The organism is Pseudomonas sp. AN3A02 (assembly GCF_011765255.1).
Taxonomy (GTDB): Bacteria; Pseudomonadota; Gammaproteobacteria; order Pseudomonadales; family Pseudomonadaceae; genus Aquipseudomonas.
In genome coordinates this window covers 1,695,259-1,707,697 of sequence record NZ_JAARNI010000001.1, presented here as the reverse complement: position 1 = coordinate 1,707,697, position 12,439 = coordinate 1,695,259, and the positions used below count along the sequence as shown (strand labels likewise).

Genomic DNA, 12,439 nt, shown 5'->3' with positions numbered 1-12,439 from the left:
AGCCCGTCGGTATGATGAGCCGCTTTGATAACGCATCCCGGCTTTGGCGACGAGAGGTGAGAATGGACGCATGGACGCTGCATTGGCTGGAAGCTTCGGGGAGCCTGGCGCAGTTTCGCCCTGAGCTGATCCGTGAATTTGAAGTCGCCTACGAGGCCATTGCGCAGCTGATGCCGCCGCCGCGCCTGGACATTCTGATCCAGCGATTGCCGGGGGAGACCCTCCCGGAACTGGGCCTGGTGGGGCGCGCTTATCGCAGCACCCTGTTCAGCATGACCCTTGACCCCGACAATCCGAATTTTCTCGCCAGCCTGCAAAGCGGCGCGTTGCGCCGACATGTGGTGCATGAAGTGCATCATTGCCTGCGCATGGCAGGGCCCGGCTATGGCTGGACGCTGGGGGAGGCGATGATCAGTGAAGGCCTGGCCGGGCAGTTTGTGCGACGGGTGCTGGGCAGTGAGCCGGAGTTGTGGGAAAGGGCGCTTGCACCACAGGAGCTGCTGAGTTCCCCGGTAGACCGCCAGCTTCTCGAGGCCACGTATTACGACCACAGCGAATGGTTCTTTGGTACCGGCGCGCGGGCAAGGTGGTTGGGGTACACGCTCGGCTACCAGATGGTGGAGGCCTGGCTGGCAACGCAGGGCGACGTGGACGCCGCCACATGGGTCAACGTGCCCGCCCAAGACATACTCGCCAATGCAACCAAGCAAGGGCTCGTGACCCCGCCTTGAAACACAAAACCACCAAGCACCCCCCATCCCCTGTGGGAGCCGTCGAGCTTTAGCGAGGCCGCGAAGGCGGCGGCACAGACGACAACCTGGTTGCCTGACACACCGCCATGGTGATCGTTCCCACGCTCTGCGTGGGAATGCCGCCTCGGACGCTCTGCGTCCATCGGGCGATGCAAGGTTCACGTCTTGCGCAGTGGTGACGCGGAGCGTCACGGGATGCGTTCCCACGCAGAGCGTGGGGAACGATCATCAAGTAAACCCCCGCCCGCACTGACATCAAACCGTCATCTCCCCATCGCCTGACTGCCACATTCCCCCGTTACTGTCCTCGCCAATGAGATCGATCTCAAGCGAGTGACAATGACTGATTTGAAAGACGTAGCGCGGCTGGCCGGCGTATCCCGCGCGACCGCCGCCCGCACCTTTGCCTCCCCGGAACAAGTGCGCCCGGCCACCCGTGAACAGGTATTCGCCGCCGCCCGCGAGCTGGGTTTCAGGCCCAACCTGCTGGGCCGCCAATTGCGCCTGCAAACCACCAACCTGATCGGCGTGGTGGTGCCCAACCTGCTTAACCCGGTGTTCGCCGAGCAGTTCCAGGCCATGGAGCGCGCCGCACGCCTGCGTGGCTATAACCTGTTGCTGGCGACCACCGACTACAGCGCCGAGCGCGAAAGCAGCGTGGTGGAAGAACTGCTGCGCCAGCGCGTCGACGGCCTGGTGCTGACCGTCACCGACGCCGAAAGCAACAGCGTGCTCCACAGCCTGGCCACGGAAGAAACGCCGTTCGTGCTGGCCTACCACCAACCCGACAACCCCAACTACAGCGCCGTCTCGGTGGACAACCGCGCCGGCATGGCCCTCGCTACTCGTTATCTGCTGGAAGCCGGCCATCGCCGGATCGCCATGGTCGCCGGCCCCGCGTTGCAGTCCGACCGGGCCCGCCTGCGCTACGCCGGGTATTGCGATGCCATGGGCGAGTACGGCCTCGATAGCCAACCGGTGATTGAAATGCCGGCCCACACCCAAGCCGAGTTCGCCGCCATCGAACCCTTCCTGCAAGGCCCCCAGGCCCCCACAGCACTGGTGTGTTCCAACGATTTTCTCGCCATCAGCCTGATCGCCGAACTGCGCCGCCATGCCTGGAACGTGCCCGAACAACTCTCGGTGATGGGGTTTGACGGCATTTCCCTCGGCACCCAGATGCACCCGACGCTGTGCAGCGTGGTGCAGCCCATCGCGCTGTTGGCCAGCACCGTGATCGACCAACTGCTGGCGCAAATCGCCGGCAACGCTCCGATTTCCCACTGCCTGCCGTGCCATATCCGGCCGGGCGAAAGTACCCAACCACATAAAGGAGACGCTTAATGAGCATGCTCAGTAAAACCCTGGCGGCATTGCTGCTGTGCGGCGCGGCCAGCCTGGCCCAGGCCGCCGACACCGCGATTTGCTACAACTGCCCGCCAGACTGGGCGGACTGGGGCTCGCAACTCAAGGCCATCGCGGCGACCACCGGTGTGCAGGTGCCGCTGGACAACAAAAACTCCGGCCAGTCCCTGGCGCAGTTGGTGGCCGAGAAAGCCGCGCCGGTGGCCGATGTTGTCTACTACGGCGTGACGTTCGGCCTGCAAGCGCAGAAGGCCGGGGTGGTGGAGGGCTATAAACCCAAAGGCTGGGAACAGATTCCCGCCGGCCTGAAAGACCCGGACGGCCAGTGGTTCGCGATTCACTCCGGCACCCTCGGCATCATGGTCAACGTCGACGCGCTGGGCGGGCTGCCGGTGCCGCAAAGCTGGGCCGACCTGCTCAAGCCTGAGTACAAAGGCATGGTCGGTTACCTCGACCCGTCCAGCGCTTTCGTCGGCTACGTCTCGGCGGTGGCGATCAACCGCGCCATGGGCGGCGACCTCGATAACTTCGCCCCGGCCATCGACTACTTTCAGAAGCTGTCGAAAAACGCCCCCATCGTGCCCAAGCAAACCGCCTATGCGCGGGTGCTCTCCGGCGAGTTGCCGATCCTGGTGGACTACGACTTCAACGCCTATCGCGCCCGCTACAAAGACAACGCGAACGTCGCCTTCGTGATTCCCAAGGAAGGCAGCATCAGCGTGCCGTACGTGATGAGCCTGGTGGCAAACGCACCGCATCGCGCCAACGGTGAAAAGGTCCTGGACTTCGTTCTGTCCGATGAGGGCCAGGCACTTTGGGCCAAAGCCTACCTGCGTCCGGTGCGGCCAATGAAGATGCCGGCGGAAGTCGCCGCGCAGTTTCTACCGGACAGCGACTACGCCCGCGCCGGCGTGGTGGATTACCAAAAAATGGCCGCCGTGCAGGAAGCCTTCGCCGCGCGTTACCTGAGTGAGGTCAAGTAGGTGAAGGCACTTTTGCGGCCAAATCCCGCCTGGGCGCTGGCCCCGGCGTTTGCGGTGCTGCTCGCGTTCTGGCTGTTGCCGCTGGCGCACTTGATAGTGCTGGGCGGCGAAAGCCGCGATAGCCACGGCAGCGGTTACTGGCAAGTGCTGAGCAGCGCGCAATACCTGTGCAGCCTGGCGCAAACCTGCGTGCTCGCGGTGCTGGTGACGTTGGCGGCGCTGCTGGTGGGCGGCATTACGGGTGTGTTTCTCGCCCGCCAGCAATTTTTCGGGCGCTCGGCGCTGGTAGCGTTGTTGACGTTTCCCCTGGCGTTCCCCGGTGTGGTGGTGGGCTTCCTGGTGATCCTGCTGGCGGGCCGCCAGGGCTTGTTTGCCGCCCTCGGGCTTCAGTTGGCCGGTGAACGCTGGATCTTTGCCTATTCCTTGGCAGGGTTGTTTGTCGGCTACCTGTACTTCTCGATTCCTCGGGTGATCCTCACGGTAATGGCGGCGTGTGAAAGCCTCGACCGCAGCCTCGAGGAAGCCGCCCATTCACTGGGGGCCGGGCATTGGCGTGTGGTGTGCGACGTGATCGTGCCGGGCCTGGCGCCGGCCCTGGCATCCTGCGGGGCGATCTGTTTTGCCACGTCCATGGGCGCCTTCGGCACGGCGTTCACCCTGGGCACGCGGCTGAACGTGACGCCCGTCGCTATCTATAACGTGTTCACCAACTACGCCAACTTTGCGGTAGCAGCGGCACTCTCCGTGGTGCTCGGCGCGGTGACCTGGGCCGTGTTGTTGCTGACGCGGCGCCTGGTGAAAAACGCGGGGACCGTCCTGTGAAGCGCTCATCGCTGTTTTTCATCCAGTTGCTGTTTACCTTGCTGGTCTGCGCCTTCATGTTGGTGCCGGTATTGATGTCTTTGCTGGCGGGGCTGACGCGCAATTTCTTTGTCGGCCTGTCCAGCGGCCTGACCTTCGACTGGTTGATCCAGGTCTGGCAGGCCTACTCGCCGACGGTCTGGCTCTCGCTGCAATTGGCCCTGGCCTGCGCAGTAAGCGTCTGCGTGATCGGCGTACCGGCGGCGTATGCCTTGGTGCGCATGAACAACCGCTTCAGCCGCGCCTTCGAGGAATTGATGGTGCTGCCGGTGGCCATGCCCGGCCTGGCCAGTGCCCTGGCGTTGTTGCTGACCTACGGCCAGTTCGGCGGGTTTCGCAGCAGTTGGTTGTTCATCCTGGTGGGGCATGTGTTGTTCACCTTACCGTTCCTGGTGCGCCCGGTGATGGCGGTGATGCAACGCCAGCAACTGCCGGTTCTGGAAGAGGCCGCCGCCAGTTTGGGCGCAGGCCCCGTTCGACGCTTTTTCAGTGTGGTAGTGCCTAATTGCCGGGCGGGGATTCTCGCCGGAGTGCTGATGGTCGTTACCTTGTCGCTGGGGGAGTTCAACCTGACCTGGATGCTCCACACGCCGATGACCAAGACCTTGCCCGTCGGCCTCGCTGACAGCTATGCCTCGGCCCGCCTGGAAATCGCCAGCGCCTACACCCTTATCTTTTTGCTGATGATCGTACCGCTGCTGATTGCGTTGCAGGCCATCAGTGCTCGTCTGTCTCGTGGAGAGCGTCGATGACCGCTATCACCATTCGCCTGAAGGGTTGCCGCAAGGCATTCGCCGACGGCACCGTTGCTGTGCAGAACCTCGACCTGACCATCGAGGGCGGCGAAACCCTGGCCATTCTCGGCCCGTCCGGTTGTGGCAAAACCACCACCTTGCGCTTGATCGCCGGCCTTGAGCGTCCCGACGTGGGCCAGGTTTTTTTCGGTGACACCGACGTCACGCGCCTGCCCATCGAGCGCCGTGATGTGGGCATGGTGTTCCAGAATTACGCCTTGTTCCCCAACCTGAATGTGGCCGGCAATATCGTCTATGGCCTAAAAATTCGCGGCGTCGTGCCGGCAGAGCGCAACAAGCGCTGTGACGAACTGCTGGAGCTGGTGGGCCTGCAGAACCATGGCAAGCGCAGCATCCATGAACTGTCCGGCGGCCAGCGTCAGCGTGTGGCACTGGCTCGCGCCTTGGCGCCTCGGCCCAAAGTGCTGTTGCTGGATGAGCCGTTGGCAGCGCTCGACGCACAGTTGCGTGAGCGCCTGCGCAGCGAGCTGGATCAGCTATTGCGCGGCCTGGGCATCACCTCGGTGTTCGTCACCCACGATCAGGGAGAAGCCATGGCCCTGGGAGATCGCATCCTGGTGATGGAGCAGGGGCGTATCGCGCAACTGGCCAGCCCGCGGGAGATCTACCAGCAGCCGGCCAACGCGTTTGTTGCAGGCTTTGTGGGCAACCTGAATGCCTTTTCGGTGGTGGATCGCACGGCTCATGGCTTGAAAGTGTGTGGCGGCGAACTGCCGTGGCACGAGCCCCATCTGCCGGCCACCGTGTACTGCCGCCCCGAGCACCTGCGGGTGATGGAGAGCGAAGGGCACCTGCACGGGCATTTGCTGGCGCAGTTTTTCCAGGGCGCCCAAAGCCGCCTGCTGGTGGATGTCGGTGGCCCGCAACCGCTGCTGGTGGACAGCAGCGACAACCAGCTTCACGCCGTCGGCGCGCCGATTGCCCTGGCCATCGCCCCACACAAGCTGTTCACCCTGCATGCCTGACTTCAGAGAGCCTATTTTGAACCGTCCGTTTCTTGTTGCGCAGATCAGCGACCTGCACCTTAAAGCCGGGCAACGCCTGACTTACGGCGTGGTCGACACTCTCGGTGCATTACGCCGTGCCGTCGACCACCTGAATGCCAGTTACCCGCGGCCCGATATCGTGGTGATCAGCGGCGACCTGGTGGACTTTGGCCGCGCCGATGAATACGCCGTGCTGCACCCCGAGCTGGCCCGTTTGCAGATGCCTTGCTACCTGGTGCCGGGCAATCACGACAACCGCCAGCATTTGCTCGATGCGTTTCATGATCATCGCTATTTGCCGGCGAGCGCCGACGGCCCGCTGGACTGGGTGGTGGACGACTATCCGGTGCGGCTGATCGGCCTGGATTCGACGATCCCTGATGCCCATGGCGGCCAGCTGCTGGACAGCCAATTGCAGTGGCTTGATGAACAACTGGCGCTGCATCCGAGCGTGCCGACCCTGCTGATCTTGCATCACCCGCCGTTTATCAGCGGCATCGGCCATATGGACCGCGAGCCGTTCCGTAACGCCGCCGCGCTGGAAAAGGTCATCGCCCGTCATCCTCAGGTGGAACGCCTGCTGTGTGGGCACTTGCACCGGCCGATGCAGCGCCGTTTCGGCGGCAGTGTGAGCTGCGTATGCCCGGGCACGTCCCATCAAATCGTGCTGGATCTACAGGAGGCTGCTCCGGCGCATTTCAACCTGGAACCGGCGGGTTATCTCTTGCACCGCTGGGATGAGCAGCAAGGGTTGATCAGCCACAACGGCGTATTCGGGGACTACCCGGGGCCGTATCCGTTTTATGACGCTCATGGATTGATTGACTGAAGTTTGCCGTAGGTTTATCTCTTGCGCGGTGGCGCTCCGATACTAATCGCTGCTGCTGCCGAGCAAGATCCAGCGCTTGCCCGAGGCATGGATGTCATAGGCGAACTCCCAGAACACGGGATAGCCTGGATGGCCGTTGGCGAGATAGAAATCATAGGCTGCATCAGCGTTATCGAGTTGTGCTCCCTGCAACAGTTGTTCGGCCAATGCCCGAATTTCTGCGTGTTTGATGTCGAGGTCTAGCGGGCCTGAACCGAGGTCGCCAGGGTAGAGCAGCCACTCAAGCACTTGCTCGCGAACGTCGTCGAGACTGACTTGAGCACAGCGACTCACCACGCAGGATGAGTTGACCGCAGACTTGAGGATGTCTATCAACGGGGCGCCCGAATCCAGAGGGCCGTAGACGTCCAACGAGACCTGATAGTTGTTGCCATACAGAAGATGTTCAAGCCGTTTAATGTATTCAGGCCGGTTGTCGTTGGTCACCTGCATTAAGCCTCCTGATCAATTAACGATTTTGCATGAGTTGCATGTTTGTCCTGTACCGGCTCAAACCCGCAGCGCAGGTAAAAGGCGGCACCTTCTTGGGTGTCGGTAGACAAGCGCACAACACCGAACTGCTGCGCAGCGTGTTTCAGAAGCTGACTGACCAATGCTTTGCCCACATGGCATCCCCTTGATGCCTGTGCGACGTACACCCGGCGTAGCCTGCCAACCTCCGTACCTGCATAAGGGTCATAGGACAGCCCGCCAATGGCGATCAACTGCCCGTTATTGAATACGCCCAAAAGACATTCGCCGGGTCGATCAAAACGGTTGGCGCCGCTTTTCCACTCTGCAATCAGGCGCGTCAGAAACCTGAAGCCTTCAGCGATGGCTTCTGCTTCCAGTGTCAGGAGTTCTTCGGTCAGCGCTGAGAGTGTGCGTATCGAAAAGTCGCGCGTTGTATGGATCACCGGAGCTACCTTTGTTTTTGTTCGGGTCGCGCTACTTTAGCCTGAGATGCGCCCGTCGACTTGCCATCGCTGCTTAGTCGCGAAGTAGTCTGCATATCGCATCGTTCGATCATCATGAGTAGAACTTGTGATCATCCGGAATAATATGAGTTTGTCTCACCATCGCCTGATCCCGACAATAGCTCCCATACACACACATTGGAGCTTTACGTCATGGCTGTTGCCCATTCCCTTGGATTCCCGCGCATTGGTCGCGATCGTGAACTGAAAAAAGCGCAGGAAGCGTTTTGGAAGGGTGAACTCGACGAAGCCGGCTTGCGCGCCGTAGGTCGTGAGTTGCGCAAGACGCACTGGGACCTGCAAAAGAAAGCCGGCATCGAGTTGCTGCCCGCCGGTGACTTCGCCTGGTACGACCAGGTGCTGACTCACTCGCTGATGTTCGGCGTGATCCCTGAGCGTTTCCGCCCGGCCGATGGCAAAGCCACCCTGCACACCCTGTTCGGCATGGCCCGTGGCGTCAGCGACAACTGCTGCGGCGGTGCCCACGCCCAGGAGATGACCAAGTGGTTCGACACCAACTACCACTACCTGGTGCCTGAATTCAGCGCCGACCAGCAGTTCCAGCTGGGTTGGGATCAACTGTTCGAAGAGGTCAAGGAAGCCCGTGACCTTGGCCACACCGTCAAGCCGGTGGTCATCGGCCCGCTGACGTATCTGTGGCTGGGCAAGGCCAAGGGCGGCGATTTCGACAAGCTCGACCTGCTGGACCGACTGCTGCCGCTGTACGGCCAGATCTTCCAGCGCATGGCGGACCTGGGCGTGGAGTGGGTGCAAATCGACGAGCCGATCCTGGTGTTGGACCTGCCGCAGGATTGGAAAAATGCGTTTGAGCGTGCCTACAACCTGATCCAGCGTGACCCGCTGAAGAAGCTGGTGGCCACCTACTTTGGCGGCCTGGAAGAGAACCTCGGCCTGGCAGCCAACCTGCCGGTGGACGGCCTGCACATCGACCTGGTGCGTGCGCCGGATCAGTACCCGACCATCCTTGATCGCCTGCCGGCTTATAAGGTGCTGTCCCTGGGCGTGGTCAACGGCCGTAACGTATGGCGCTGCGACCTGGAAAAAGCCCTGGCCACCTTGCAGCACGCTCATGAGCGTCTGGGTGATCGCCTGTGGGTGGCGCCGTCCTGCTCCTTGCTGCACAGCCCGGTGGACCTGGGCCGTGAAGACAAGCTGGATGCCGAGCTGAAAAGCTGGCTGGCGTTTGCCGTACAGAAGTGCGAAGAAGTGGCGGTGCTGGCTCAGGCCGTGAATCAACCTGAAGCGCCAAACGTGATCGCCGCCCTGGCTCAAAGCCGCGCCGTTCAAGCTGCCCGTGCCGCTTCCCCGCGTATCCACAAGCCCGCGGTGCAAGCCCGCGTGGCGGCGATCACCGCCAAGGACAGCCAGCGTCACTCGCTGTTTGCCCAGCGTATCGAGAAACAACGGGCCGGCCTCAATCTGCCGCTGTTCCCGACCACCACCATCGGTTCGTTCCCGCAAACTGCTTCGATTCGCCTGGCGCGCCAGTCGTACAAGGCCGGCAAGTTAAGCGAAGCCGAATACGTCGAAGCCATGCACAGTGAGATTCGTCACGCTGTAGAAGTGCAGGAAAACCTTGGCCTGGACGTGCTGGTGCACGGTGAGGCCGAACGCAACGACATGGTCGAATACTTCGCCGAGCAATTGGACGGTTATGTATTTACCCGTTTCGGCTGGGTGCAGAGCTACGGTTCCCGTTGCGTGAAACCCGCAGTGATTTTCGGTGACCTGAGCCGCCCGAACGCCATGACCGTGGAGTGGATCCGCTACGCTCAAGGCCTGACCAAAAAGGTAATGAAGGGCATGCTGACCGGCCCGGTGACCATGCTGATGTGGTCGTTCCCCCGTGAAGACGTGAGCCGCGAAGAACAGGCTCGCCAACTGGCCCTGGCGATTCGTGATGAAGTGGTGGACCTGGAAGCCGCCGGCATCAAGATCGTCCAGATCGACGAAGCCGCGTTCCGTGAAGGCTTGCCGTTGCGCCAGGCGCAGTGGAAGGAATACCTGGATTGGGCCACTGAAGTGTTCCGCCTGTGCGCCTCCGGCGTGCGTGACGAAACCCAGATTCACACCCACATGTGCTACAGCGAGTTCAACGATGTGATCGAGTCCATCGCGGCGATGGATGCTGACGTGATCACCATCGAAACCTCGCGCTCGGACATGGAGCTGCTGGAGGCATTCGAAGCCTTCGCTTACCCGAACGACATTGGCCCGGGGGTGTACGACATCCACTCGCCACGGGTGCCGGATGCGTCGGAAATGGCCAACCTGCTGCGCAAGGCGGCCAAGCGTATCCCGGCTGACCGTTTGTGGGTCAACCCGGATTGCGGTTTGAAAACCCGTGGCTGGCCGGAGACTGAAGCGGCGCTGATACACATGGTGACTGCAGCACGTCAACTGCGGGCCGAACTGGCCTGATCCAAACACCCGGAATCAAACGCCGGGTGAAGATCAAAAATGTGGGAGCGGGCTTGCTCGCGAATGCGGTGTATCAGTCGCTGGAGAGGTTGACTGACCCACCGCATTCGCGAGCAAGCCCGCTCCCACATTGGGTCTCCGGCGTTATAAAAATCATGAAATTGCCAGCATCGCCGAGATCGCCCAACTGGCTACAAAGATCCCGAGGATCAGGTAGTCCAGCATCCCGAAGCTGTCGTTCAGCGCGCCGATAAAGCTCCAGAGCGACCCCTTAAACCTGGGCAAGGCGTAGGATCATCAACACTACCTTATGCGGTGAAAACATTCAGACAGGTGAGGAGAGGGTTGTGACGACTATCGAAAATGGAGCGCTGGCTGTTATTGAGTTCTGGAAACAGGCGGGGCCCAAGCTCTGGTTTGCCAAGGATGAAACGTTTGACCGGCGTTTTCGCGAGGCTTTCTACACCGCGCATTTGCAGGCGGCCCGGCGCGAACTGGAGGGCTGGATGCAATCACCTGAAGGCGCGCTGGCGTTGCTGTTGCTGCTGGACCAGTTCCCGCGCAATACCTTCCGGGGCACGGCGCATATGTTCGCCACCGACCCGCTGGCGCGTCTGTACGCACGGCAGATGGTTGAGGCGGGGATGGACACGTTGATCGAAACCCCGCTGCGGGCGTTTTGTTATTTGCCCTTCGAGCATTCTGAAGACCCCGAGGACCAACAGCTGTCGATGGCGCTGAACAAGGATCTCGATGCCAATACCTATCGCTGGGCCAAGGAGCACGCCCGCATCATCGAGCGGTTCGGGCGCTTTCCTCATCGTAATGAGGTGTTGGCTAGAGCCACGACAGAAGAGGAGCGGGCGTTCCTGGAGGACGGTGGATTTTCGGGCTAGGCCTCGGGTTCAGCCACTAAGTCTCTGACGCCCGCCTGACGAAAACGTCGAACGCCCTTGAGGTCAATCGCCCAACGCAGCGCTTCAGTCGCTGACGGACGTTCGCCATGGGTAATCGCTGCCTCATCGGTGGTCAGTCTGCCAAGGTAGCCCTGCTTGCCGCCGCGTTCACTCCAGTAGTGAGTGTGGCTGAGCCAGGACCTGGCGAGCCAGCCTTTCCATCTGCCCACGGTGACCGGCAAATCCAGCACACCGGGCCCCATCACCGGGCTGACCGGGCCGCCGACGATGTCGCCAAACAGGCCCAGGGGCGCGGGGAAGTAGAGGTTGGTCCAGCGGGTCACGGCGAAGGCCGCGGCATGGTGCAAGTACAGGGGTGAAAATGGGCGACCGCCCACGGTGAACGGAAGCCGACCGCTGTAGCCGTAGCCCTTTTCGTCGAGCGTAGGCGGGCACGCAGGGACTTCGCGGCGCTCGATGCGGCGCTTGAAGTCGCTCACGCTGCGGCCCAGCAACAGGCTGGCGTGGGCCATCGGGCTGCCGAGGGTGACCAGGTCGGTGATGCGCCACGGGTTGCCGAGGTTGCGTTGTTCGATAAAGGCCTCGGCCTGCTGCTCGCGAAACCTGAGCAGGCTTTGGAGGCGGCCATCGAGGGCGCTTCCGGCCTTTGGCAGCGTGTCCTGCACCACTGGCTGCAGTCGCTCGTGGTTGGCGTAGCGGGCGGCGAGTTCCGGGTTGTTGGGGTGCAACTGGTCGTGATGCTCATGCCACAGATAGCCGACGATGTCGTAGGCAATCACGCTGCCCAGGCTGTGGCCGACAACGATGATGCGGTCGTAATCGCCCTTGTCGTGCAGGGCGCGCAGCAGGTCGACGCCGTCGGCGCGGATCTGTTCGCGCACCACCACGTTTTGCGGGTTGGGGCTCAGGTAGCGGGCGGCGTCGCCGAGGTACGACAGCGCCGAGTACTTCAGGGCCAGGCCGATCACCGCCAGCAGCACCGGGATCAGGGCAAAGGGGTTGTCGCTGTGGGGGAACCGGCCATACAGCGTCGCCAGGGTGCCGCTGACCAGCAGTCCAAGCAGGGCCAGAAAGGTCCAGCGGGTGGCGCGCCAGATTGGCACTATAGCGGTTGGAATGTCCCGGCGCGGGCGTTTGAAAATGTCCCAGAGCCAACTGAGCAGATGCCCGACCTTGGTGCCCTGCATCTTGTGGGCCCAGTAGTACTCATAAAAATCGGTGGTGTTGCGGCCCGCCGACTTCAACACGCGCAAATCGAAATTGCGCGAAAACCGGTCGGGTTTGCTCCAGTAGAAAGGCGTCGCCTCGGGGGTGTCCGTCGGGATCACTGCTTCCACGAAGCCGCGCAGGGTGTCCATCGGGCGCTGCTCGCCGATGCCGTGAATCACGACTACCGCTTGTTTCATCTTTTGATCGTTCCTTGATCTGTTTTTCGGAGCGTTACGGGCGGGGTGCAAAGGGCCATAGTATTGC

The 12,439-nt window shown here is 61.8% G+C and carries 13 protein-coding genes; 9 read left to right on the top strand and 4 right to left on the bottom strand.

The window, feature by feature from the left end; genetic code table 11:
- Positions 1-62 precede the first annotated feature (62 nt).
- The 7 genes from HBJ59_RS07845 (at position 63) to HBJ59_RS07815 (ending at position 6,591) form a co-directional block, all read left to right on the top strand.
- Positions 63-731 (top strand): DUF2268 domain-containing putative Zn-dependent protease, encoded by a 669-nt coding sequence (locus tag HBJ59_RS07845; protein ID WP_076017052.1) that lies wholly within the window; start codon positions 63-65, stop codon positions 729-731.
- A 360-nt stretch (positions 732-1,091) separates the two neighbouring features.
- Complete coding sequence (locus HBJ59_RS07840) at positions 1,092-2,096, top strand: LacI family DNA-binding transcriptional regulator (protein WP_167663176.1); 1,005 nt, start codon at positions 1,092-1,094, stop codon at positions 2,094-2,096.
- A complete protein-coding gene (locus HBJ59_RS07835) occupies positions 2,096-3,100 on the top strand; it encodes an ABC transporter substrate-binding protein (protein WP_167663175.1) in 1,005 nt (334 codons plus the stop codon). The genes HBJ59_RS07840 and HBJ59_RS07835 overlap by 1 nt, the downstream gene beginning before the upstream one ends.
- The gene (locus tag HBJ59_RS07830; RefSeq protein ID WP_167663174.1) at positions 3,101-3,922 is read left to right on the top strand and encodes an ABC transporter permease; all 822 of its coding nucleotides are present in this window, start codon (positions 3,101-3,103) and stop codon (positions 3,920-3,922) included. It abuts the gene before it with no gap.
- Positions 3,919-4,713, top strand: a complete 795-nt coding sequence (locus tag HBJ59_RS07825) for an ABC transporter permease subunit (protein WP_167663173.1) — start codon at positions 3,919-3,921, stop codon at positions 4,711-4,713. The genes HBJ59_RS07830 and HBJ59_RS07825 overlap by 4 nt, the downstream gene beginning before the upstream one ends.
- Complete coding sequence (locus HBJ59_RS07820) at positions 4,710-5,741, top strand: ABC transporter ATP-binding protein (RefSeq protein ID WP_167663172.1); 1,032 nt, start codon at positions 4,710-4,712, stop codon at positions 5,739-5,741. The genes HBJ59_RS07825 and HBJ59_RS07820 overlap by 4 nt, the downstream gene beginning before the upstream one ends.
- A gap of 16 nt (positions 5,742-5,757) precedes the next feature.
- Positions 5,758-6,591 (top strand): phosphodiesterase, encoded by an 834-nt coding sequence (locus tag HBJ59_RS07815; RefSeq protein ID WP_167663171.1) that lies wholly within the window; start codon positions 5,758-5,760, stop codon positions 6,589-6,591.
- 42 nt (positions 6,592-6,633) lie between these two features.
- Here the strand turns inward: HBJ59_RS07815 and HBJ59_RS07810 are convergent, their stop codons facing one another.
- Both HBJ59_RS07810 and HBJ59_RS07805 read right to left on the bottom strand, forming a co-directional pair.
- Positions 6,634-7,083 (bottom strand): hypothetical protein, encoded by a 450-nt coding sequence (locus tag HBJ59_RS07810; RefSeq protein ID WP_167663170.1) that lies wholly within the window; start codon positions 7,081-7,083, stop codon positions 6,634-6,636.
- Positions 7,083-7,544: a GNAT family N-acetyltransferase gene (locus HBJ59_RS07805; protein WP_372241460.1), complete on the bottom strand. Its 462-nt coding sequence runs from the start codon at positions 7,542-7,544 to the stop codon at positions 7,083-7,085. The genes HBJ59_RS07810 and HBJ59_RS07805 overlap by 1 nt, the downstream gene beginning before the upstream one ends.
- Positions 7,545-7,760: 216 nt before the next feature.
- Here HBJ59_RS07805 and metE point away from each other — a divergent pair, with 216 nt between their 5' ends.
- On the top strand, positions 7,761-10,049 hold the full coding sequence (metE, locus tag HBJ59_RS07800; RefSeq protein ID WP_167663168.1) for a 5-methyltetrahydropteroyltriglutamate--homocysteine S-methyltransferase: 2,289 nt from the start codon (positions 7,761-7,763) through the stop codon (positions 10,047-10,049).
- 153 nt (positions 10,050-10,202) lie between these two features.
- Here the strand turns inward: metE and HBJ59_RS07795 are convergent, their stop codons facing one another.
- Positions 10,203-10,334, bottom strand: coding sequence for a hypothetical protein (locus tag HBJ59_RS07795; RefSeq protein WP_256670790.1), 132 nt, complete (start codon positions 10,332-10,334; stop codon positions 10,203-10,205).
- A 62-nt stretch (positions 10,335-10,396) separates the two neighbouring features.
- Here HBJ59_RS07795 and HBJ59_RS07790 point away from each other — a divergent pair, with 62 nt between their 5' ends.
- A complete protein-coding gene (locus tag HBJ59_RS07790; RefSeq protein ID WP_167663167.1) occupies positions 10,397-10,945 on the top strand; it encodes a DUF924 family protein in 549 nt (182 codons plus the stop codon).
- Here HBJ59_RS07790 and HBJ59_RS07785 read toward each other — a convergent pair.
- Positions 10,942-12,372, bottom strand: a complete 1,431-nt coding sequence (locus HBJ59_RS07785) for a lipase family protein (RefSeq protein ID WP_167663166.1) — start codon at positions 12,370-12,372, stop codon at positions 10,942-10,944. The genes HBJ59_RS07790 and HBJ59_RS07785 overlap by 4 nt on opposite strands.
- Positions 12,373-12,439: the final 67 nt, after the last annotated feature.